The 21930-nt window shown below is 66.4% G+C and carries 14 protein-coding genes and 1 pseudogene; 11 read left to right on the top strand and 4 right to left on the bottom strand.

Going from position 1 to position 21930, the window contains the following annotated elements:
- Nucleotides 1–2: 2 nt before the first annotated feature.
- Entirely contained in the window at nucleotides 3–1682 is a 1680-nt protein-coding gene (locus AC3A35_RS14975) for a DUF1302 domain-containing protein (RefSeq protein WP_487436948.1), read from the bottom strand.
- Nucleotides 1683–1861: 179 nt separating this feature from the next.
- Between AC3A35_RS14975 and AC3A35_RS14970 the strand changes: the two genes are divergently transcribed.
- Nucleotides 1862–3793 carry a putative bifunctional diguanylate cyclase/phosphodiesterase gene (locus tag AC3A35_RS14970; RefSeq protein ID WP_487436947.1) on the top strand — a complete coding sequence of 644 codons (1932 nt, stop codon included), beginning with the start codon at nucleotides 1862–1864 and terminating at the stop codon, nucleotides 3791–3793.
- A 24-nt stretch (nucleotides 3794–3817) separates the two neighbouring features.
- On the opposite strand, the gene AC3A35_RS14965 is transcribed toward AC3A35_RS14970, so the two are convergent.
- Nucleotides 3818–5464 carry a fatty acid--CoA ligase gene (locus AC3A35_RS14965; protein WP_487436945.1) on the bottom strand — a complete coding sequence of 549 codons (1647 nt, stop codon included), beginning with the start codon at nucleotides 5462–5464 and terminating at the stop codon, nucleotides 3818–3820.
- Between the two features lie 884 nt (nucleotides 5465–6348).
- Between AC3A35_RS14965 and AC3A35_RS14960 the strand changes: the two are divergent.
- The 7 genes and pseudogenes from AC3A35_RS14960 to AC3A35_RS14930 all read left to right on the top strand — a co-directional run.
- Nucleotides 6349–7143, top strand: a pseudogene (locus AC3A35_RS14960) (arsenic resistance protein); the annotation flags it as partial.
- Entirely contained in the window at nucleotides 7136–7858 is a 723-nt protein-coding gene (gene arsH, locus AC3A35_RS14955) for an arsenical resistance protein ArsH (RefSeq protein ID WP_487436943.1), read from the top strand. The pseudogene AC3A35_RS14960 and the gene arsH, both read left to right, overlap by 8 nt.
- A gap of 52 nt (nucleotides 7859–7910) precedes the next feature.
- On the top strand, nucleotides 7911–8453 hold the full coding sequence (locus AC3A35_RS14950; RefSeq protein WP_487436942.1) for a sigma-70 family RNA polymerase sigma factor: 543 nt from the start codon (nucleotides 7911–7913) through the stop codon (nucleotides 8451–8453).
- Between the two features lie 139 nt (nucleotides 8454–8592).
- A complete protein-coding gene (locus AC3A35_RS14945) occupies nucleotides 8593–11424 on the top strand; it encodes a cation-translocating P-type ATPase (protein WP_487436941.1) in 2832 nt (943 codons plus the stop codon).
- Nucleotides 11425–11526: 102 nt separating this feature from the next.
- A complete protein-coding gene (locus AC3A35_RS14940) occupies nucleotides 11527–12999 on the top strand; it encodes a permease (RefSeq protein ID WP_487436940.1) in 1473 nt (490 codons plus the stop codon).
- Nucleotides 13000–13001: 2 nt separating this feature from the next.
- Nucleotides 13002–13244 (top strand): thioredoxin family protein, encoded by a 243-nt coding sequence (locus tag AC3A35_RS14935; RefSeq protein WP_487436939.1) that lies wholly within the window; start codon nucleotides 13002–13004, stop codon nucleotides 13242–13244.
- A gap of 18 nt (nucleotides 13245–13262) precedes the next feature.
- Nucleotides 13263–13646 (top strand): hypothetical protein, encoded by a 384-nt coding sequence (locus tag AC3A35_RS14930; protein WP_487436938.1) that lies wholly within the window; start codon nucleotides 13263–13265, stop codon nucleotides 13644–13646.
- An 85-nt stretch (nucleotides 13647–13731) separates the two neighbouring features.
- Here the strand turns inward: AC3A35_RS14930 and AC3A35_RS14925 are convergent, their stop codons facing one another.
- Both AC3A35_RS14925 and AC3A35_RS14920 read right to left on the bottom strand, forming a co-directional pair.
- Nucleotides 13732–14301, bottom strand: coding sequence for a hypothetical protein (locus tag AC3A35_RS14925; RefSeq protein ID WP_487436937.1), 570 nt, complete (start codon nucleotides 14299–14301; stop codon nucleotides 13732–13734).
- Between the two features lie 468 nt (nucleotides 14302–14769).
- Nucleotides 14770–15681, bottom strand: coding sequence for a LysR family transcriptional regulator (locus AC3A35_RS14920; RefSeq protein ID WP_487436936.1), 912 nt, complete (start codon nucleotides 15679–15681; stop codon nucleotides 14770–14772).
- 224 nt (nucleotides 15682–15905) lie between these two features.
- On the opposite strand from AC3A35_RS14920, the gene AC3A35_RS14915 reads away from it, so the two are divergent.
- Genes AC3A35_RS14915 through AC3A35_RS14905 form a run of 3 tightly spaced genes read left to right on the top strand, consistent with a single transcriptional unit; the run spans nucleotide 15906 to nucleotide 21819 of the window.
- Entirely contained in the window at nucleotides 15906–17084 is a 1179-nt protein-coding gene (locus tag AC3A35_RS14915; RefSeq protein WP_487436935.1) for an efflux RND transporter periplasmic adaptor subunit, read from the top strand.
- Nucleotides 17081–20287 (top strand): efflux RND transporter permease subunit, encoded by a 3207-nt coding sequence (locus AC3A35_RS14910; protein ID WP_487436934.1) that lies wholly within the window; start codon nucleotides 17081–17083, stop codon nucleotides 20285–20287. The genes AC3A35_RS14915 and AC3A35_RS14910 overlap by 4 nt, the downstream gene beginning before the upstream one ends.
- Entirely contained in the window at nucleotides 20284–21819 is a 1536-nt protein-coding gene (locus AC3A35_RS14905; protein ID WP_487436933.1) for an efflux transporter outer membrane subunit, read from the top strand. The genes AC3A35_RS14910 and AC3A35_RS14905 overlap by 4 nt, the downstream gene beginning before the upstream one ends.
- Nucleotides 21820–21930: the final 111 nt, after the last annotated feature.

The following is a 21930-nucleotide window of genomic DNA, read 5'->3' as shown; positions in this document are numbered from 1 at the left end:
CCTTAGAAGGTTGTCTTCAGTGTCAGGCTCACGAAGCCGCGATCCTTCAGCAGCGTGGTGAAGCCGTTTTGTGTCGTCACGGCAGTGCCGTTGTCGCGGTAGCGGCCGAAGTAGTCGATGTACTTCAGGTCGATCCGGTATTTCTGGAACACGTCGGCGGACAGCCCGACGCTGTAGTTGCCGTTGCCCTCGTTGCCGCCGAACACCGTCGGCGCATTGCCCGACAGGCCCACCGCCACCGCCACCGGCGCCGACAGATCGACCCCCGGCAGCACCTGGTACCAGGTCGGCGTGAACGCGAGCGCCAGGCCCCAGAAGTCCTTCGTCGTGCACCCATCCCACTTGTCACGGCCGGTGCACGGTGCGTAGCCCTCGGCGTAGAACAGGTTCTCGCCACTGCGCACCTTGTTCCAGCGCGCCCAGGTCAGCTCCGCCGCCCAGGTCGCCGAGTCGAACACCGGGGTGTCAGAGACGAGGCCCAGCACGTTCACCAGCGCGTGGTAGGTGTCGCCACGCGGGCCGCTGGTCTCGCCGTCGTCGGGCAGGCCGGTCGGCGACACGCCCATCACCTGCGAGTTGAGCGGCGTGTTGCGGCGGTACGAGACCTCGGCACCGACGCTCACCCCGCCGATGTTCTTCGCCAGGCTGATGCCGAACAGATCGATCTCGTCGGCGTAGATCAGGTTGTAGCGGCTCACCCCCGGGCCGACACGGGTGAACAGCGTCTGCGGCAGCTTGTCGGCGTAGCGCCGGTAGTAGAAGCCCAGCGTGCCGTCGAGGGCTTCGGGCGACCAGCGCAGCGACACGCCGTATTCGCCCGCCTGCTTCGGCTCGACCGGGTCGCCGTTGAGCGCGAAGCCCAGCCCGGGGATGAACTGGCGGTCCGGCCCGTTGAAGGCGAAATCGACCGGCCCGAGATAGGTGCCGCCTTCGGGATAGCGATAGGCCTCCCACTCGAGGAAGTACTGCGCCGCCACCGACAGCGTGTCGGTCAGCTGCGCCTGGCCCGAAAGCTGGCTGAGCGGCCGGAACAGCTCCTTGGCTTCCGCCCCCGGCGTCGCGAAGCCCTTTTGCAGGTCGAGCGGCATCTGCGCGTAGGACACGCTGTGCAGCGCCCCGCCGAGGAACAGCGACTCGCCCCAGAACACGGTGTGGCGACCGGCCTTGAGCCGCACCGGCACCTCGCCCGCTTCGAAGTTCGCGAACACGAAGGCGTCGAGCAGCTCGCCCGAGGGCCCCTTGTAGAAGCGCTTGGTGTAGGCGCTGTACTCGCGATTGGCGTAGCTCGGAATGGCCGTGAACGGCGCGTTGGGGTTGGTCTCGCTGTGGTCGCCGTAGGCGGCGTCGTACCAGCCGGCCGCACTCACGCGAAAACCGGTCTTGCCCTTGTACACCACGTCCAGCTCGGTCAGCAGGTCGAGGCGGTTGGCGACCAGATCGCCCTCGTCGAAGCTGTAGGTGCCTTCGTCGGAGAGCGCCGAGTTGCCGATCTTGCTGTCGCGCTGCTCGACGCGGGTGGCGATGTTGTAGCGCAGAGTGTTGTCCCAGCGCACCTGCAGGTCCGGGTTGCCGGTGTCGAACTCGAATGCGAAGGCGCTGCTGCCCATCGCCAGTGTCGCCGCCGCGACTGCAATCACCGACTGCCTGTGCTTCGGCGCGGAGTCTTGCTTCCTCGTAGTCATCGTCTCATGTCTCCGTATTGTTGTCGTTGGCTTCTGCCATTCGGCCTGTCCGCCGCATACGCACCGGATGTGAAAGATTCTCTTCGCCCCCCTGCCCGCTCTTCCCCCCTACGGTGGGGGGGAGGAGCGGGGGTAGAATCGAACGGCGCCCTCCGGCGTCGGGGGGAAAGGAGGCGAGCATGAAGCACCAGGGAAAACCGCCGCGCGAGCGCCATGCACATCCGCGCACCGCACCTTGCTCCGAAGGCCCCCTCGCAGCCGAGGTACAGCGCACGCTGCGCGCGCTGCGCACCCTGAGCGCCGGCAATCGCACCCTGCTGCGCGCCACCGACGAAGATGAGCTGCTCCACGAAATGTGCCGGGTGATCGTGGAGGAAGGCGGTTACCGCATCGCCACCGTCGGCTACGCCGAGCATGGCGAAGACAAGCACATCAGGGTGATGGCCAGCGTCGGCATCGACCGCGCCGTGCTCGAAGGACTGGCCCTTACCTGGGGCGAAGCGGGCACCGGCCAGTGGGCGGTGGCCACCGCCATCCGCAGCGGCGAACCCTCGGTCGGGCGCCACCTCCTGACCGACCCCGCCTACGCCCCGATCCGCGACTACGCGCAAGAGGCCGGCTATGCCGCCTGCAGCGCCTTTCCGCTGCGCATCGATGGCGAGGTGATCGGCGGGTTGAGCATGCTGGCCGCGGACGCGGACGCCTTCGACGAGGCCGAGGTGAAGCTGCTCGGCGAGCTCGCCGACGACCTCGGCTACGGCATCGCCAACCTGCGCACGCGCATCAAGCACCGCGAGGCGGAGAAGACGATCGAGCGCATGGCCTTCTACGATGCGCTGACCGCGCTGCCCAACCGCACCTCGCTGTGCGACCGCCTGAGCCAGACGCTGGCGAGCGCCCGGCACGACTTCCGCCCGCTCGCCCTGCTGGTGATCAAGATGGGGCAGTTCCAGGAGATCAACGAGACGCTCGGCTACACGGAGGGCGACCTTTTCCTGCGCGCCGTGTCCGCGCGCCTCGCGCCCTTCGCCGACGACACCCGCGTCGTCGCGCGCGTCGGCGAAGACGAGTTCGCCGCCCTGCTCCCCGGTGCCGGCGCCGAGGATGCGACCCAGGTCGCGCAACAACTGCTGAAGGTCCTGCGCGAGCCGGTCGAGCTCACCGATTTCGCGGTCGATGCTCACGCCAGCGTCGGCATCGCGCTCTTCCCCGGCCACGGCACCGACGCCTCGGCGCTGCTGCGCCGCGCGACCGTCGCCGCGGGCCAGGCGACGCACAGCGCCGCGGGCTACGCGCTGTGCGCCGGCATTCCCGACCGCGAGTTCTCGCAGCGCCTGGCGCTGATGGGCGAGTTGCGCCGCGCCATCGCCAACGAGGAATTGCGCCTCTATTGCCAGCCCAAGGTGGATTTCGGCTCCCGACAAACCTGCGGCGCCGAGGCGCTGGTGCGCTGGCAGCACCCGCGGCACGGCATGCTCGCCACCGGCGACTTCATCAAGCTCGCCGAGCACGCCGGGCTCATCACGCCGCTCACCCACTGGGTGCTGGAAGCCGCCTTCCGGCAAAGCTACGCGTGGGCCGAAGCGGGGATGGATATGCCACTGTCTGTGAATCTATCGGCGCACGACCTGCGCGATCCACAGCTGCTCGACCGCATCAAGGGCCTCTTCGCCACCTGGGGAACCCGCCCGGAGATGATGCAGTTCGAGCTGACCGAAAGCGTCCTGATGGAAGAGCCGGCCACCGCCGTGGACATGCTCACCCGCCTGAAGGCATTGGGCGTCAAGCTCTTCGTCGACGACTACGGCACGGGCTTCTCCAGCCTGAGCTACCTGCAGCGCCTGCCGGTCGATTCGCTCAAGATCGACCAGTCCTTCGTCGGGAACATGCTGGACAGCAAGGACTCGGCGATCATCGTCCAGTCGACCATCGAACTGGGGCACAACCTCGGCCTCGAGATCGTCGCCGAAGGCGTCGAAAGCGAAGGCGTATGGCAGCGCCTGGCCACCCTGGGCTGCGACACCGCCCAGGGCTACTTCATCTCCATGCCCCTCCCGGCGGCGCAGTTTCCGGAATGGGAGGCGCAGTCGCGCTGGCACGCGCCGGCATGAACCGGGCGCCCCGCGCTTCGGACTTCAGACGGTGCGTTCCCGCAGCAGCTTCTTGTTGATCTTGCCCACGCTGGTCTTGGGAATCTCGGCCACGAAGGCGATGTGCTCCGTATCCGGCACCGCGTACTTGCTGATCCGCTGCGATGCCACGTGGCGTAGCAGGCCGCTGCGGATCGACTCCGCATCCACCGTCGCGTCGGGCTTGCGCACCACGTAGGCCATCGGCCGCTCGCCCCATTTGTCGTCGCGCACGCCGATCACGGCGGATTCCTGCACGCCCGGCACTTCGCCGATCAGGCCCTCGACCTCGATCGACGACACCCACTCCCCGCCCGTCTTGATCACATCCTTGATCCGGTCGACGATCTGCACGAAACCGTCCGGCCGCACCACGGCCACGTCCTGGGTATGCAGGTAGCCGCCCGCCCACAACTCCTCCGAGGCTTCCGGCTTGTTGAAGTAGCCCTGGGTCAGGAAGGGCGCGCGCAGCACGATCTCGCCCTGGGTCCGACCGTCGCGCGGCACGTCGTTCATGTCGGCATCGACCACGCGGAAATCCACCATCGGCACCGGCCTGCCGGTCATGCAGCGCAGGCGCACCTCTTCGTCGAGATCGCCACTCAGGTCCCCGGCCGCAAGCTGCGCGAGCGCGACCACCGGTCCGGTCTCCGACATCCCGTAGCCGGCGAACACGTCGATGCCCCGCTCCACCGCCGCACGGCACAGCGCCGGCGCCAGCGCCGAGCCACCGATGATCACCTTCCACCCGGAAAGATCCTGCTCCGCCCCCGACGGCGCCTGCAGCAGCATCTGCAGGATGGTCGGCACGCAGTGCGAGAAGCTCACCTTCTCCTCGCGCTGCAGCTTCAGCAACACGTCCGGCAGGTAACGCCCCGGCAGCACCGTCTTCAACCCCAGCAGCACCGCGATGTAGGGAATGCCCCAGGCCAGCACGTGGAACATCGGCGTGATCGGCATGTACACGTCGCCGCGATGCAGCCGCTGCCCCTCGGGCTGCGCCGCCAGGCTCAGCGCGGTACTCAGCGTGTGCATCACGATCTGGCGGTGGCTGTAGCACACACCCTTGGGATCGCCGGTGGTGCCGGTCGTATAGAAGGTCGCCGCCTTCGTGTTCTCGTCGAAATCGCGAAACTCGAAATCCGCCGACCCCTGCGCCACCAGCGCCTCGTACTCCCCGGCGAAGGCCAGCGTGGTCGCCGGCACCGCCTGCCCGTCCTCGATCACCACGATCTTCCGCACCGTCTTCACCTCCGGCATCAACTGCTCGAGGATGGGCACGAAATCGGCATGCACCAGTACCACCTCGGCCCCGGCGTCGTTGAGCGTGTAGGCGATCTGCTGCGGCGACAGGCGCACGTTCACCGTGAACATGGTCGCCCCCATCATCGGAATGCCAAAGTAGCTCTCCAGGTAACGATGGCTGTCCCAGTCCATCACCGCCACCGTCGTGCCGTGACGCACGCCCAGCCCGGCCAGCGCCGACGCGAGCCTGCCGATGCGCTCGCGGAACTGCCGGAAGCTGTAGCGCAGCTCGCCGCGATAGGTGATCTCCTGGTCGCCATGCAGGCTGACCGAATTCAACAGCAGCTGCTTGACCAGCAGCGGGTAGGCATAAGCCGAGGGTGTCGCGACGATCGTGTTTTCCGCCATGGCTGTCTCCGTCTCCTTGTTCGATATGAACCCGTGCGGGGCAGCGAATCCGGATGGAACGGAATGGAAGCTGCGAAAGGCCGCACGGAGTGGAGAGAGCGTAGTGGCGGGATGGGGTCGGCTCCCCCCCAGTGTCGAGGGGGAGCCGATCGGGGCATGGGCGAAGGACGGGGATGGGAGACGGGCTGCAGACGCTCGCCTGGCTGGGATGTCGGAGCGCCGGTCAGCGGGAGTTGCCCGTCAAACGTGATCGGACATAAGCGGCTTGCGTAGGCCGGCGTTTCACCCGTCACTGGCAGGTGATCGGCCTGACCTGTCGGTGACCGGGTGGTCGGTATCGGGCGGCAAGGCGCCGGTTACCTGCCGTTCAACCTTGCGAGGCCACGAACGGCAGCTTGACTATCAGCCGAACACGAACTTTCGACCCATACTTGCCGGTCGAGCTTTTTCTAAGCGGCCATTCGCCCCCGCAACTGACGCGACGGAAGCGGCTGTTCGATACGCTGAAGCGTCTTTGGCTGCCTGAGCGGCAGATTTGTGGTCGGACCGGTCAGTGAGGGTAGGATGGCGCCGGTCGGCCGCCGGCCATCCTCGGTCGGTCGTCGCTCCGAAGAACCGGCCATTCGGATGCCCGCTCCACTCAGAGACTTGCCATTCAGCCTTCCCGTGCTCGACAGGCAGGTCTGGTCGGTTCGGCGGCCGCTCGACCCATACCGGACTACTCTTCGGGAGAAGCTCTACGTCCCACACTGGAACTTCCTTCAACCGCGAAGAGGACTTCATCATGAACACGACGACGAACACACCGGCTACGACGCATGGCCCCTAGAACAGGGGCAAGCTCGTTGGCCAGAAGGCGCCCTTGAAGCTCAAGGAGATCTGGGCTGTTCTTCCAGTACATCTTTGCGCCCTGGGTCGACCCGCAATCGGCCAGCGAATACATTGCCGGCATGATCCTGCTCGGCGTCGCACCCTGCACCGCGATGGTGTTCGTGTGGAGTCAGCTGGTGAAGGGGGACGCCAACTACACCCTGGTGCAGGTGTCGGTGAACGATCTGATCATGGTCGTGGCCTTCGCGCCGATCGCCGCCTTCCTGCTCGGCGTCACCAACATCACCGTGCCATGGGAAACCCTGGTGCTGCCCACCGTGCTGTACGTGGTGCTGCCGCTGCTCGCCGGCATGGCCACGCGGCACACGCTCGAGCGCCGATCGGCACGCGCGGTGGCGGACTTCGTCGCCCGGCTCAAGCCCTGGTCCATCGTCGGCCTGATCGCCACCGTGGTGCTGCTGTTCGGCTTCCAGGCCGGCACCATCGTCGCCCAGCCGCTGGTCATCGCCATGATCGCGGTGCCGCTGATCGTGCAGAGCTACGGCATCTTCGGCATCGGCCTGATCGGCGCGCGCATGCTGAAGCTGCCGCACAACGTCGCCGGCCCGGCCTGCCTGATCGGCACCTCGAACTTCTTCGAGCTGGCGGTGGCGGTGGCGATCTCGCTGTTCGGCCTGAACTCGGGTGCGGCGCTGGCCACGGTGGTCGGCGTGCTGGTCGAGGCGCCGGTGATGGTGGCGCTGGTGGCGCTGGTGGCGCTGGTGAACCGGACCGAGCACTGGTACTGCCAGGCCCCTGCCGAGGCCGGCCGCGCGGCGGCCGTCGACATGGAGAGCCGTCGTGTCTGAGCTTTTGCGCGATCTGCCCAACCTGCGCGCCGACCTGTTCCGGGTTCCCGATCCGGCGCAGTTGCGTCCGGCCCAGCCTTCGAGCCATCCGCCACGCATCCTGCTGCTCTACGGTTCGCTGCGCAAACGCTCCTTCAGCCGCTTGCTTGCCGAGGAAGCGGCAAGGTCGCTCACGGCGATGGGCGCGGAAGTGCGCATCTTCAACCCGAGCGGACTGCCACTGCCGGACGACGCGCCGGATACGCACCCGAAAGTCGTCGAACTCCGCGAGCTGACGCAGTGGGCGGAAGGCATGGTGTGGTGCTCGCCGGAACGCCACGGCGCGATGACCGGCATCATGAAGACCCAGATCGACTGGATTCCGCTTTCGGTCGGTGCGGTACGACTGACGCAGGGCAAGACACTGGCAGTGATGCAGGTCTGCGGCGGTTCGCAGTCTTTCAACGCGGTGAACCAGATGAGGGTGCTGGGCCGCTGGATGCGGATGCTGACCGTCCCCAACCAGTCGTCGGTCGCCAAGGCCTTCCTCGAGTTCGACGATAACGATCGCATGAAGCCTTCGGCCTATTACGACCGCGTCGTCGACGTGATGGAAGAGCTCGTCAAGTTCACCCTGCTGACGCGCGATATCGCGCCTTACCTGGTCGATCGCTACAGCGAGCGCAACGAAAGCGCGGAGGAACTGTCGAAGCGGGTAAATCAACAGTCCATCTGATCCACGCCGGCCGAGCGCCCTGCAAAAAAATGATCGAGGGGGATCCTGCAAAGTGACGGCGCCATGTCTGCTCGATGCCTGGTCGGTGCACGAAGCCGAACTGCGGCGTTACCTCCGCCGTCACGTCCGCCCGGCAGCGGACGCGGAGGACGTCTTGCACGATGTCTTTCTCAAGGCCTTGCGACAGGGCGAGCGATTCTGCAACGTGACCAATACGCGCGCCTGGTTGTTTGAAGTGGCGCGCAACGCGATGGTCGATCATGCGCGGCGAATCCGCCCACGCGAGCCCTTGCCGGACAATCTGGCCGCCCCGGAGTCCGAGCTTGCGGCGGTCGACAGACTGTCGGCGGCCTGCCTGCCGCGGGTGCTGACCGAGCTCGCCGACGAGGATCGCGATGCCATAGAGATCTGCGATATCGGGGGGATGACGCAGGGGCATTTTGCAGAACTGAAGGGACTGTCGCTGCCTGGGGCGAAATCGCGCATTCAACGTGCCCGACAGCGCTTGCGAGAGCGGTTGCTGCGGGCCTGCCAAGTGCAGCTCGACGAAACGGGAAAGGTGTGCTGCTTCGTGCCGAGGCCGCCGCCAGGATGAAATCCGGGCTGTTCGTGCATCCGTTCCGACCGGGCTGCGTCATCATTGTCGGGGCCGCTTGATGCCGCAGGGAAGCTACGCCGGACGCGCTCGGCAATGGCGAGCCGGCTCCCGTTGACGCTGGATTTCCAACTCGATCATGGCCAGGGAATGCACATGTAGCGATGCCAGCCGGCTCGGCATCGCCGAGATTGCGGAAGCCTTGCACTCGGATAGTGAGCGAGGTCTGGGTGCGGCCGAGGCGGAACGGCGTCTTGCCCGCGGGGGGCGCAACGCCCTGCGCAGCGTGCCGCCGAGGCCCGCATGGAAGCGCTTGCTGGCGCAGTTCCACGACCCACTGATCTATCTGCTGCTCGGTGCGATCTGCGTCACGCTCGTCGTGTGGGAGATCGAGGGGCAGGCGGGCTGGCCGTTCGACGCGATCGTCATCGCGGTGATCGTCGTGCTCAACGCGATCCTGGGCTTCGTGCAGGAGGCGCGGGCACAGAATGCCGCTGCCGCACTGGCGAAGATGACCGAGGTGACGTCCACCGTCATCCGCGATGGCCAGCTGTTGCGCATCCCGAGCACCGAGCTGGTGTGCGGCGATCTGCTGGTGCTGGCCGAAGGCGATGCCGTCGGTGCCGATGCCCGCCTCGTTCGCGCCGCGACCCTGTTCGTGCAGGAGGCGTCGCTGACTGGTGAGAGTGAGCCGGTGCTCAAGGACGCGGCACCCTTGGCCAACGCGGTGTCCGTGGCGGATCAGCGGAACATGGTTTTCAAGGGAACGGCGGTCGTACGGGGCAACGGCCTCGTGCTGGTGACGGCGACTGGCATGGACACGCAGATGGGCGCCGTCGCCGCGTTGCTCGAGCGCACCGAGGAAGATCCCACCCCGTTACAACGCGAGGTGGCGCGGATCGGCCGCATGCTCGGCGTGGCAGTGCTCATCATTGCGGCGATCGTGGTGGCGTCGGTCCTGCTGGAGTCCGAGATTCGCACCGCGCGGGATCTGCTCGACGTGCTCCTGCTGGGCGTGTCGCTCGCTGTCGCGGCGGTGCCGGAGGGGCTGCCTGCGATCCTGTCGGTCGTGCTCGCGATTGGCGTGCAACGCATGGCGGCGCGCAACGCGATCGTCAAGCGGCTGTCCTCGGTCGAGACGCTCGGGTCGGCCTCGGTGATCTGCTCGGACAAGACTGGCACGCTGACACGCTCCGAAATGACCATCGTGCGCGTGGCGAGCCTTTCAGGCACCACCGAGGTCAGCGGCGTCGGCTATGCGCCGGAGGGCGAGATCTATCAGGGGGGCAAGGCACTGTCGCAAGGTGCACTGCATGCCGAGCATGTGGTCGTTCTGTCCGGTGGCAGCTTGGCCGGCAATGCCGATCTGAGCCAGACTGCCGACGGCGCCTGGCAGATCCAGGGCGACCCGACCGAGGCAGCCTTCCTCGTCGCTGAACGCAAGCTCGGGGCGCACGAGCGCCGGTACCGCCGCTTCGAGCGCATCGCCGAGATACCGTTCACGTCCGAGCGCAAGATGATGTCGGTGATCGCCATCGATCATGAGCGCGACGACACGCCGGTGGTGATCGCCAAGGGCGCGCCGGACGTACTGCTTGAGCGCTGCACGCGGGCCCGCGTCGGACTCGAGGTCGTGGCGCTCGACGACGAGATGCGCGGCCGCCTTGTGGCCGACGTAGACGCAATGTCCGATGCTGCGCTGCGCACGCTGGCGGTGGCCTACCGGCCACTGGCCGCCGGCGAGGACGCGCAGGCCGGCGAGGCGCTGGAGCAGGATCTGATCTTCGTTGGCACCGTTGGCATGATCGATCCCCCACGGGAAGAGGTGAAGCAGGCGATCGGCGATGCGCACCGCGCCGGCATCCGCGTGATCATGATCACCGGCGATCATCCGCGCACTGCGGCGCGCATTGCGGCCGATCTCGGCATCGTCCCGCCGGGTGCGAACACGATCACCGGTGTGGAGATCGACGCCATGGACGACGTGGCATTTGCCGATGCGGTAAGGACGACGTCCGTCTTCGCCCGCGTCGCACCAGCGCACAAGTTGCGCATCGTCGATGCGCTGCAGGCCGACAGGCAGGTCGTCGCGATGACCGGAGACGGCGTCAATGACGCCCCGGCGTTGAAGTCCGCCGACATCGGCGTGGCAATGGGGCGCACCGGCACCGAGGTGACGAAGGAAGCGGCAAAGATGATCCTCGCCGACGACAACTTCGCCACCATCGTCGCGGCGGTGCGCGAGGGGCGCGGCATTTTCGACAACATCGAGAAGTTCCTGCGCTACCTGCTGTCGTCCAACATGGGCGAGGTGCTGACCATCTCCCTGGGCGTGATCGGCGCCAGCGTGATCGGCCTCGCGGGCGGCGGCGAGACACTCGTGCTGCCGCTGCTGGCGACGCAGATCCTGTGGATCAACCTGTTGACCGATTCCTGGCCGGCGATGGCGATGGGTGTGGATCCGCACGCCGACGACGTGATGGCCCGCCGTCCGCGGCGCACCGATGAACGCGTCATCGACGCGCGCATGTGGAGGGACGTCGTGCAACTCGGCCTGGTGATGGCTGTCGTCACTCTGCTGACGATCGACCTGTTCCTGCCCGGTGGGCTCATCGAGGGCACGCACGATATCGGGACCGCACGCACCGCCGGCTTTACGGTCCTGGTGTTCGCCCAATTGTTCAACTGTTTCAATGCCCGCTCCGCCGTCACCAGCGCCTTCCATCGACCATTCGCGAATGTGTGGTTGTGGGGGGCGGTGGCGCTATCGGTGCTGTTGCAGGTGGCGGTCGTCCATACCGCCTTCCTCAACCGGGCGTTCGGAACGGTCCCGCTTAGTGGCGAGCAGTGGCTGATCTGCGTGGCGATGGGCAGTGCGGTGCTCTGGTTCGGGGAGTTGCGCAAGCTCGCGCTGCGGCTCGTGCGAAGTTCGGCGACTGCATCCTTTTCAGCGCGCGTGCGTCATCGTTGATAAGGCTGCTTGTCGTCAAACATCCGATCGGCTAGCGTGAGGTTTCGGACGTCGAGTCGGTCGCAGCCCGGGTAGCAAGATTTTCTCGCCGGAGTTCGTGTCATGGACAACATGCTTTCCTGGGTTCTCCCCGTTTTCTACGGCGGGCTGGGCAATCTTGCCGCCTATCTCGCGGCACACGTGCTACTGTGCCTGCTGCCGGCCTTCTTCATTGCCGGGGCAATGGCGGCGCTGATCCCGAAGGAGACCATCACCCGCTTTCTCGGGCGCAACTCGTCGAAGGCCGTGTCCTATCCGGCTGCAGCGGCGGCCGGCTCGCTGCTGGCGGTGTGCTCCTGCACCATCGTTCCGCTGTTCGCGGGCATCTACAAGAAGGGCGCGGGACTCGGGCCGGCGATCACTTTCCTGTTCTTCGCCCCGGCGGCCAACATCCTGGCGCTGGTCTACACGGGCGGCATCATCGGACCGGACCTGGCGATTGCGCGCTTCGTGCTGTCGCTGATCTTCGGCATTGGCATCGGGCTGATCATGGCGCTGATCTTTCGCGTCGATGATGCCGCGCACGATCTGGCCACGGACAGTCCATTCGCCGCCCAGGGCGAGGGCATGGGGCGCATGGCGCTGGTGTTCCTCTTCGTCTGGGTTGCGCTGCTGCTGGCTGGCACGTTAAAGCTCGGCGTGCTGACCGGCACCTACGTCCATATCGACCTGCCGCTGGGTGATGCGCAGGTCTGGCAGGGGGTGCTCGATCGCCTCGTCCCCTATGACGCGGCGAAGGGCGAGGAGGGCGTATCGGTGCAGGGCGTGGTACTGATCGCGCTGCTGGCCTCGATCGGCTTCAGCGCCTGGCGTGGGCTGGAGAACATCCAGGACGGACCCAACGCCTGGACGTGGGCCAGCCTCATGCTGATTGCGGTAACGCTGCTGGTGGCCGCGCTGTCGGTGCAGGCAGTGCCTGAGGGGTTGCGCGTGGGCATGACTGGCAAGTTCTTTGCGGTCGCCATCAGTCTGGCGGCGCTGTATGCGATCGCACGGCACCGCCTGTCTGAACAGCAACTGGGCGACTGGTTGTGGGAGTCGTGGCGCTTCGTGAAGCAGATCTTCCCGCTGCTGGTGATTGGCGTGTTCATCGTCGGCATGATCCGCATGCTGATTCGCCCGGAATGGATCGAGATGGTGGCGGGCACCAACTCCGTGGCCGGCAACTTTGCCGGCGTCGCGTTCGGGGTGTTCATGTACTTTCCCACGCTGGTGGAAGTGCCGATTGCGAAGATGTTCCTCGACCTCGGCATGCACCGCGGGCCGCTGCTGGCCTACCTGATGTCCGACCCCGAGTTGTCGCTGCAGAGCATGCTGATCATCTCGGCCATCATCGGGCGCAAGAAGACGGCCACCTATGTCGGACTGGTCGCGCTGTTCAGTGCGACGGCCGGGCTCACCTACGGCGCCTGGATCGACGGCACGTCGCTGCTTTCGCTCGCCCTGTATCTGGCGGGCTTCATCGCCGTGCTGGCAGTGCTGCTGTCACTGGCCAGCCATCACTCAACGCCGCCGCCCTCACTGAAAGGAGTCTGATCATGCTCAGCATCAAGGTTCTCGGCCCCGGTTGCGCCAACTGCCGCAAACTCGAGGAAGTCGCGCGCGAGGCGGTCGCCGCCACCGGCGTGGAGGCGGAGATCGCCAAGGTCACCGACATGCAGCAGATCATCGCCTACGACGTGCTGAAGACGCCGGGGCTGGTGATCAACGAGAAGCTGGTATCGTCCGGCCGCATCCCAACGCCAGCGAGCGTTGCCGAGTGGATCCGGGCGGCCGTGTAAGTTCTGAGGAAGACGAAAATGGAACTGTTCAAGCAGATTCTGGCGTCCTTCGAAGGCAGCATTCCCGACGACAGCAAGACCTTTGCTGCGATCGCCCGCGGGGCCGGCCCCGAGGAGGTGTCCTCGTGCGCAACATCCGAAGGGCTGCATGCGCTGGCGGCCGCGTTATTCGAAGCGTGTGAGGAAGGTCTTGCCGAGGATGATGCGCCGCGCCCACTCAGCGATGTGGTCGCGTCACGCCTGCAGGAGTTTCGGCAGCAATTGCCGCCTGACTGCAGGACCGCCCAACTGATCGATGCTAAAGCATCCCTCGAGGAAATCTCGGAGGCGGCAGGGTCGGAAGGCCTGCATTCGCTCGCCGCGATGCTGGCGGAGGTGGAACAGGAAAGGGGCGCTGACTGATTTCAGAGCTCTTCGCGCGCCTGCACCCCAAGGCGGCGCAGCTTTTCCCACAACGTCTTGCGCGTGATGCGTCTCAGATGGCGATCTACGACGGCAGCAGAAACACCGGAGCAAAGCCGCCGCCGGGGGTGCGGAAGTTGGTCATCTGTCCGCGATAGAGGTGGGCCGTGGTCAACTGGATACGATCGGCGTAAGTGTAGGCACGGATATCGAGCTTAAGGTCACTTTCGGCGCCGTCGATGCTGACGCGACGTTCGGAGGGCAGGCCAAGCGCTTGAGCCACATATCCCCCGCCGACGATGCTGTCCCACACCCAGCTTGAGAGCTTGTCGCCGCGATAGGCGGCACGGCTGCCAAACCCGGCAGCCGGCTTAAAGAACAGCGTTCGCCGTTCGCCCCCCAGGGTAGCCGCGTTGGTCGGCTTCACTTCGACCGTGCGCGGCGCTCCGCTTGCGAGCGTCGCAACATGCTCAGGCGGTACGCCCAGGCGGGTGAGCACCTCGCCACCACTGAACAGGACGAGGTTGCACTTGTCGGCATACAGCGCATGGGCACGGGGATGAGGCGTCAGTACCACCGCATCGGTCTCGAATGCGCTGCGAAGCACGGCGGATTCAGCGAAGTCGGTCAGGCGGTTGTAGACGAGGTCGATCACGTCGCCTCGACAGCACGGCAAGCCGTGACAAGTAGCGTGGAGATATATTTGAGAATGCACCCGTGGACGGCGGCTCCACTCGGTTACCTGCCGTTCGAACCACGAAGAGCCCCACGGCGGGTGTGGGTCGGCTGCCGTCCGCCGCCGGTGACAACTCAATGGCCCTTTGCAAACTGGAGCGGCCAGCCAGGCCAAGAAGCACCGAAATTCCACCATCAATGTCGAGATCGGTCTGAAAGCTGTCGTCCAGCCTTTTCAGGCCAGCGACAGTGGCCGACCCGTTGCGGTCTTTCGCTCGACGCGGGCCAACGACAGGGTGGCAGCGATTTGCCGCCGGCCGTGGCAGCGCTGCGACTTCACCGTTTCGGGCTCGCAGCGGTCATTGCAGAGCGGCGAGGATACGCCGAAGCCCACACTACGCTGGCGGACGACCATCACTTCAGCGGGTGGGGCCACCAGATTGCCCCATCAAGCGATGCATGAATCGACTCGCCAGTCCGCCTCTGCCGCGCGCACGACGTCGCTAACCCAGTCCACGAATGCACGCACCGTAGGTGACAGGTGGCGGTTCTGCGGGTACAGCACGGACAGCGGAGCAGCCGGCGCGGTGCAGTCGGCCAGGACCTGGCGCAGGCGCCCGCTGCGCAGATGCTGGCGCACCATGTAGCTGCCTGCGCGGATGAGGCCCAGGCCTTCGAGGCCGCAGGCCACATACGCATCGGTGTCGTTGACGATGAGGTGCTCGCGCATCGTGATGGAGCGGTCCTCGCCATCCACCACGAAATTCCACTCCAGGGAACGTGCTGTGCGGCTCGACAGGTAGCCCACCGCGTGGTGCCCGGCCAAGTCGTCCAGCGACTTCGGCGTGCCGTGCGCCGCCAAGTATTCCGGCGAGGCGCAGGTCACCCATTCGAAGGCACCGATGCGCCTGGCCACCAGCGTCGACGAGTCTTCGGGCGTTCCCGCGCGAATGACGCAGTCGATCCCTTCCTGCACCAGCTCGACCGTGCGGTCCGACACCGTCAAGGTGAGTTCGACGTCCGGGAAACGCGCCTGGAAATCCTTGATGCAGGGCAGCACCACCAGGCGCGCGAGCGAGAGCGTCATGTCCACCCGCAGGCGCCCGCGCGGCTTGCCGGCGCTTCCCGGGAAGCTGGACTCGACGGCTTCGATGTCGGCCAGCAGCCGCCTGCAATGGTCGAAGTAGAGCGTGCCATCCGGGGTCAGGCTGATGTGGCGCGTGGTCCGCTGCAGCAGCCGCACACCAAGGAATGTCTCCAGGTCCTTCACCGCGCGCGTGACGCGTGAAGGAGGCAGGGAGAGGCTGTCGGCGGCCCGCGTGAAGCTGTGCATCTCGACCACGCGCGCAAAGATCTGCATCGACTGGAGACGGTCCACGCGTCTGTTCCTCCCGAGGAATTTATTGCCTGAAAAGCAATGAGTATAGAAATTCCCAGACTCCAGTCGCCCATTTTTTTGTATCCCTACGGACGAAGTGGCGAGATTATTCTAAATGAGGCAATAACTTTACCCAGCTTTCGGGCTATATCTCCATGCGTGGCGCGCTCAGACTGCGGGTCATTGAACTTCGTCAGGCACGTCGCATGAACCCCCTCAAAAAACATCCGTTCGCGGCCGCCATGGCTGCCATCGCGGTGGCCGGCGCCGGCATTACGTTGTGGAGCGATGGCTCCCCCGCACACGCCGAAGCCGTCGCCGCACCGCCACCCACCGTCAAATACCGGCCGGCCCTGCAACGCCCGGTGTCCGATGCGCAGGACTACACCGGGCGGCTCGAAGCCGTGGACCTGGTCGACATCCGGCCGAAGGTGCCGGGCACGCTGCAGGCGGTGCACTTCAAGCCCGGCCAGCATGTGCGCCAGGGCGAGTTGCTGTTCACCATCGACCCTGCCCCGCTGGAGGCCCAGGTGCGCCAGGCACAGGCCAATCTGGCAGGTCTGGCGGAACGGCAGCGGCTCGCGGACATGGAGCTGGCCCGCGGGCAGAGGCTGCTGGAATCGAACGCCATCGCGCGCAGGGAGTTCGAGGCGCTCGACAACAAGGCACGCGAGGCGGCCGCAGGTTTGAAGGGAGCGCAGGCTGCCTTGGCACAGGTGCAACTCCAGCTCGGCTACACGCAAGTCCGCTCGCCGATCGCAGGGCGCATCTCCCGGGCGGAAATCACGGCCGGCAATGTGGTGAGCGCTGGCGGTGACGCGGCGCCGCTGACCCGCGTCGTGTCCGACGGCAAGCTCTACGCATCCTTCAGCGTGGACGAGCAGAGCTATCTGCGGATCATCGCGCCCTCGCTGCGGGCCGGCGCGCAACCGGTGGTGAAGGTCGGCCTGGCCAACGACGACGCCTTCCCCCACGCGGCTTCCATCGAGGCCATCGACAACCAGATGGATACCCGCTCTGGCACGGTGCGCGTGCGTGCGCGCATCGACAAAGTGAGTCCAGACATGCTGCCGGGCCTGCAGGCGCGCGTGCGTCTGCAAGGGGGCATACCCTATGACGCCGTGGTGGTCGACGAGACCGTGATCGGGACCGACCAGGACCGCAAGTACGTCCTCATCGTCAACGCGCAGAACAAGGTCGAACGCCGCGTCGTCGAACTCGGCGTGCTCCAGGGCAAGGAACGCGTTCTGCGCAGCGGCGTCGAGCCGGGTGCCAGGGTCATCGTGGACGGGGCCTTCCGCGCGCCCCCCGGCACAGCGGTGTCCGCAGTCGCAGAGGAGACGCCAGCGGCGAGCGCCAGCACTACCGCGGGAGCCCGCTCGTGAACATCTCCAAGTTCTTCATCGACCGGCCGATCTTCGCGGGCGTGCTGTCCGCGCTGATCCTGCTCGGGGGCATCGTCGCGGCGTTCAACATGCCGGTGTCGGAATACCCGCAGGTCATCCCACCCTCGGTCGTCGTGCATGCGCAGTACCCGGGCGCCAACGCCAAGACCATCGCGGAAACCGTCGCGGCACCGCTGGAGCAGTCCGTCAACGGCGTGGAGGACATGCTCTATATGGACTCGAAGGCCAGCGGCGACGGCCACCTGTACCTGACGGTGACCTTCAAGCTAGGCGTCGACCCAGACCGTGCGCAACAGCTGGTGCAGACCCGCGTGTCGCAAGCCGTGGCGCGGCTGCCCGAGGACGTGCAGCGCCTCGGGGTGACGGCGGTCAAGAACCTGCCGATGATCACTATCGCCGTGCACATGGTGTCGCCCAAGGGCACCTACGACAACAACTACATCAGCAACTACGCCATCCTGCACGTGAAGGACCGGCTGGCGCGGATCAAGGGCGTCGGGGACGTGGCGATTTGGGGTCCTGGCGAATATGCCATGCGCATCTGGCTGGACCCGGCCGCGCTGGCCGAGCGGGGACTGGATGCAAGCGATGTCGCCAGCGCCATCCGTCGCCAGAACGTGCAGGCCTCGGTGGGCACCATCGGCAGTGCGCCGACCAGTCCCGACACGGCTTTCCAGCTCACCGTCAACGCAGACGGTCGCCTCAGAACGCCGGAGGAGTTCACGCGCATCGTCATCAAGTCGGACGCCGGTGGCGCCATCACGCGCCTGGGCGACGTGGCGCGCGTGGAGCTCGGTGCCGAGGACTACGGCATCCGGGCCACGCTGGACAACGCACCGGCCGTCGCGGTAACTGTGCAGGAAGCGCCGGGTGCGAATTCGCTGCAGATCTCGCGCGACGTGCACAAGGCCATGCAGGAACTTGAGAAGGAATTCCCGGAGGATGTGATCTATCGGGTGGTGTACGAGCCGAGCCGCGCGGTCCAGTCTGGCATCGATGCGGTCGTCAAGACGCTGCTGGAATCTGTGGCCCTGGTCGTGCTGGTGGTGTTCCTCTTCCTGCAGACCTGGCGCGCATCCATCATCCCGCTGATCGCGGTGCCGATCTCGATCGTCGGCACCTTCACCTTCCTGCTGCTGGCGGGCTATTCCATCAACACACTATCGCTGTTCGGACTGGTGGTGGCGATCGGCATCGTGGTCGATGACGCCATCGTGGTGGTCGAGAACGTGGAGCGGAACATCGCGCGCGGCATGGCGCCCCGCGAAGCGACCTACCAGGCCATGCGGGAGGTAAGCGGGCCCATCATCGCCATCGCGTTGACGCTGTCGGCCGTGTTCCTGCCGCTGGCCTTCCTGAGCGGCCTGACCGGCGAGTTCTACAAGCAGTTCGCGGTCACCATCGCCATCTCCACACTCATCTCGGCGGTGAACTCGCTGACGCTGTCGCCGGCGCTGTCGGCCCTGCTGCTGAAAGGCCACGGCGACGCGCCAGACCGGTTCACGCGTGTCACGCAGAAGTTGTTCGGCGGCTTCTTCGGGCGCTTCAACCGCATGTTCGACCGCGCCTCCGAAAGCTACGGCGGCGGCGTCGGCCGCATCCTGAAGCACAAGGGCGCCATGCTCGTCGTGTACGCCGGCCTGCTCGGCGCCACCTGGTGGCTCACCGGCCATGTCCCAGGCGGCTTCGTTCCTGCGCAGGACAAGGAGTACCTCGTGAGCCTGGCCCAGATGCCGGAAGGCTCCACGCTGGACCGCACCGAAGCGACCATGACGAAGATGAACGAGATCGCGCTCAAGCATCCCGCGGTCATGGGCACCTCGAGCTACAGCGGCCTGTCGATCAACGGTGTGACGAAGAGCTCGAGCACCGCGCTCACATTCGTGCTACTCAAGCCGTTCAAGGACCGTGCGGGCATCAGCGCCGACCAGGTCGCGGCCGACTTGGGCAAGGAGTACAGCGCCATCGGCCACGCTTTCACGGGCATCTTCCCGCCGCCGCCTGTCTATGGCTTGGGCACCCTGGGCGGCTTCAAGCTGCAGATCGAGGACCGGGCCGACCTGGGCTACGAGGCGCTCTACAAGGCGACCCAGGCCTTCATCCAGGCGGCGTCCAAGGCGCCCGAGCTCGGCCCGCTCTTCTCGACCTATACGGTGAACGTTCCCCAGCTGAAGGTCGACATCGACCGCGAGAAGGCGCAACAGCTCGGCGTTGATACGCCAGCGGTGTTCAGTGCGCTGCAGGCCTACCTCGGGTCGTACTACGTCAACGACTTCAACTTTCTGGGTCGCGTGTACCAGGTGCGCATGCAGGCCGACAGCCGCTTCCGCTCCAAGGCGGACGACATCGGGCAACTGCACGTGCGCAGCGCGTCGGGCCAGATGATTCCGCTGGCCTCGATCGCGAAGGTCGGCCAGACCTACGGCCCCGACCAGGTGCTGCGCTACAACGGCTACACGTCGGCCGACGTGGGCGGCAGCCCGGCGCCCGGCTACTCGTCGGACCAGGCGATGGCGGCCATCCAGCGGATCGCGGCCGAGACTCTGCCGCCAGGCATGACCTACGAATGGACCGACCTGACCTACCAGCAGATCATCGCGGGCAACAGCGCGGTCTGGATTCTTCCGCTGTGCGTGCTGCTGGTGTTCTTCGTGCTGGCCGCCCAATACGAGAGCCTCACGCTGCCGCTGGCGATCATCCTGATCATCCCGATGAGCATCTTCTCGGCGCTGCTCGGGGTGTGGCTCACGAAGGGGGACAACAACATCTTTACGCAGATCGGGCTCATCGTGCTCGTGGGCCTGGCGTCGAAGAACGCCATCCTGATCGTGGAGTTCGCCCGCGAGCTGGAGATGGCAGGCATGGCCACCCTGAAGGCCGTGATCGAGGCCTGCCGCCTGCGGCTGCGGCCCATCCTAATGACATCGCTGGCCTTCATCATGGGTGTGATCCCGCTGGTGCTGTCGACCGGCGCCGGTTCGGAGATGCGCCGTGCCATGGGCATCTCAGTGTTCTTCGGAATGATCGGCGTCACACTGTTCGGCCTGTTCCTGACGCCACTGTTCTACGTGGTCATGCGGGCACTCGGCGGCAGCAAGCCGCTGCGCTCTGCGGTGCGTCACGACGCCCCGGCCATCGTCCCGCATCACCCCGCACTCGAGCAGCCGGAGGTAAAAGCATGACCGACACCCATCAAACGAGCCGGCGCACGGCTCGAACGACCCGCAGTGCCATCGTTGTCGCAGTGAGCTTGTTCCTGCTGTCGGCATGTGCCGTCTCGCCGGTCGAGAGCCGGCCCGAGATGAGCATTCCCTTGAAGTTCAGGCAAGCCGACGAGCGCCCGCTGGCGCCGACGGAGGTTCCGGGTCACTGGAAGCCGGCGGAACCCGCCGACCAGCAGCCGCCCTCGCCCTGGTGGGAGGTCTTCGGGGACCCAGTCCTCGTGCGGCTCGAGCAAGAGGCACTGCAGGCCAACCCCGACGTCACCATCGCGATGGCACGGCTCAAGCAGTCGCGTGCGCTGACCTCGCTCAGCGAAGCGGCGCGCTTGCCGGAGGTCGACGCAGGCTTCGGCCCGACCCGCCAGCGCACCAGTGGTGTCGCGGCCGGGCGCGGAGACGGCGCACCGGGGTCGACGCAGACGCTGTGGCGCGCGCAGGCCTCGGTCGCGTACGAAGTCGACCTCTTCGGTCGCGTGTCGTCCGGCGTCGACGCCGCGCGGGCCAATGCGGCCCAGCAGCAGGCCCTGGCGCACCAGATGCTGCTGCTGGTCCAGGCCGACGTCGCCAGGACGTACTTCAGCCTTCGGCAGCTAGAGGGCGAGCAGCGCCTGCTGCGGGACAACGTGACACTGCGGGAAGGCGCCGTGACCCTGCTGGAGCGCAAGCTCGATGTCGGCTCCGTCGCCAGTTTCGTCGTCGAGCAGGCCAGGACGGAACTGTTCTCGGCCCGTGCCGAGTTGGGTGCCGTGGCGCAGCAGCAGGCGTTGGGCTCACATGCGCTGGCCATCTTGCTCGGCAAGGCACCGGCGGAGTTCTCGCTCGAAGCCAAGCCCCTGGAAAGCGTCACCGTCCAGCTGCCGCCGGGCATGCCTTCGGCCTTGCTCGAGCGTCGGCCCGACATCGCGGCTGCGGAGCGGGCCATGGCGGCGGAGAACGCCCGCATCGGCGTGGCGAAGGCGGCGTTCTTCCCGTCGCTCTCGTTGACCGGCGCCCTGGGCTACGAGTCGTCCAGCCTCGGCAATCTGACGAACTGGTCCCACCGGACATTCCTGCTGGGCCCGCTGGTGGGAGCGGCGCTGAACCTGCCGCTGTTCGACGGCGGACGGCGCAAGGCCGACGTCGAGCGCGTACGCGCGGTCTACGACGAGCGGGTCGGCGAGTACCGCAGGACGGTGCTCCAGGCCTTCCGCGAAGTCGAGGACTCCCTGGCTTCCTTGCGGACCCTCGACGAACGGATCGGCCATCAGCGCGGTGCCCAGGAGGCATCGTCGAGCGTCGCGCGTTCCGCCCAGACCCGGTTCGATGAAGGCCACATCGACTATCTGGCGGTGGTCGATGCAGAGCGGACGCACCTGCGCAGCCGCCAGTCCCTGATCCAGGCCGAAGGCGAACGCGCCCGCGCGACCGTCGATCTGGTGCGCGCCCTTGGCGGAGGCTGGAACGTCTCGGGCGTCGCGACCTCCGGCGTCGGGAAGCCTAGCACCAACGATTGATCCGACAGCGCCGGCCGCAGGTCCTGCAGGCAGGCCGGCTTGTCCCGCATACGACAAAGGGTCACTGCCGGGTCGCGCCTCCAGGGGCGGCTTGCCGACCCTCTCCGGCCC

The organism is Azoarcus sp. Soil_N_20 (genome assembly GCF_057656155.1).
This window is presented reverse-complemented; position numbering and strand designations above follow the sequence as displayed.

Coding starts and splice junctions, on each gene's coding strand:
- AC3A35_RS14975 (WP_487436948.1), bottom strand. CDS start 1,682: ATGACTACGAGGAAGCAAGACTCCGCGCCGAAGCACAGGCAGTCGGTG.
- AC3A35_RS14970 (WP_487436947.1), top strand. CDS start 1,862: ATGAAGCACCAGGGAAAACCGCCGCGCGAGCGCCATGCACATCCGCGC.
- AC3A35_RS14965 (WP_487436945.1), bottom strand. CDS start 5,464: ATGGCGGAAAACACGATCGTCGCGACACCCTCGGCTTATGCCTACCCG.
- AC3A35_RS14945 (WP_487436941.1), top strand. CDS start 8,593: ATGGCCAGGGAATGCACATGTAGCGATGCCAGCCGGCTCGGCATCGCC.
- AC3A35_RS14940 (WP_487436940.1), top strand. CDS start 11,527: ATGGACAACATGCTTTCCTGGGTTCTCCCCGTTTTCTACGGCGGGCTG.
- AC3A35_RS14935 (WP_487436939.1), top strand. CDS start 13,002: ATGCTCAGCATCAAGGTTCTCGGCCCCGGTTGCGCCAACTGCCGCAAA.
- AC3A35_RS14930 (WP_487436938.1), top strand. CDS start 13,263: ATGGAACTGTTCAAGCAGATTCTGGCGTCCTTCGAAGGCAGCATTCCC.
- AC3A35_RS14920 (WP_487436936.1), bottom strand. CDS start 15,681: ATGCAGATCTTTGCGCGCGTGGTCGAGATGCACAGCTTCACGCGGGCC.
- AC3A35_RS14915 (WP_487436935.1), top strand. CDS start 15,906: ATGAACCCCCTCAAAAAACATCCGTTCGCGGCCGCCATGGCTGCCATC.
- AC3A35_RS14905 (WP_487436933.1), top strand. CDS start 20,284: ATGACCGACACCCATCAAACGAGCCGGCGCACGGCTCGAACGACCCGC.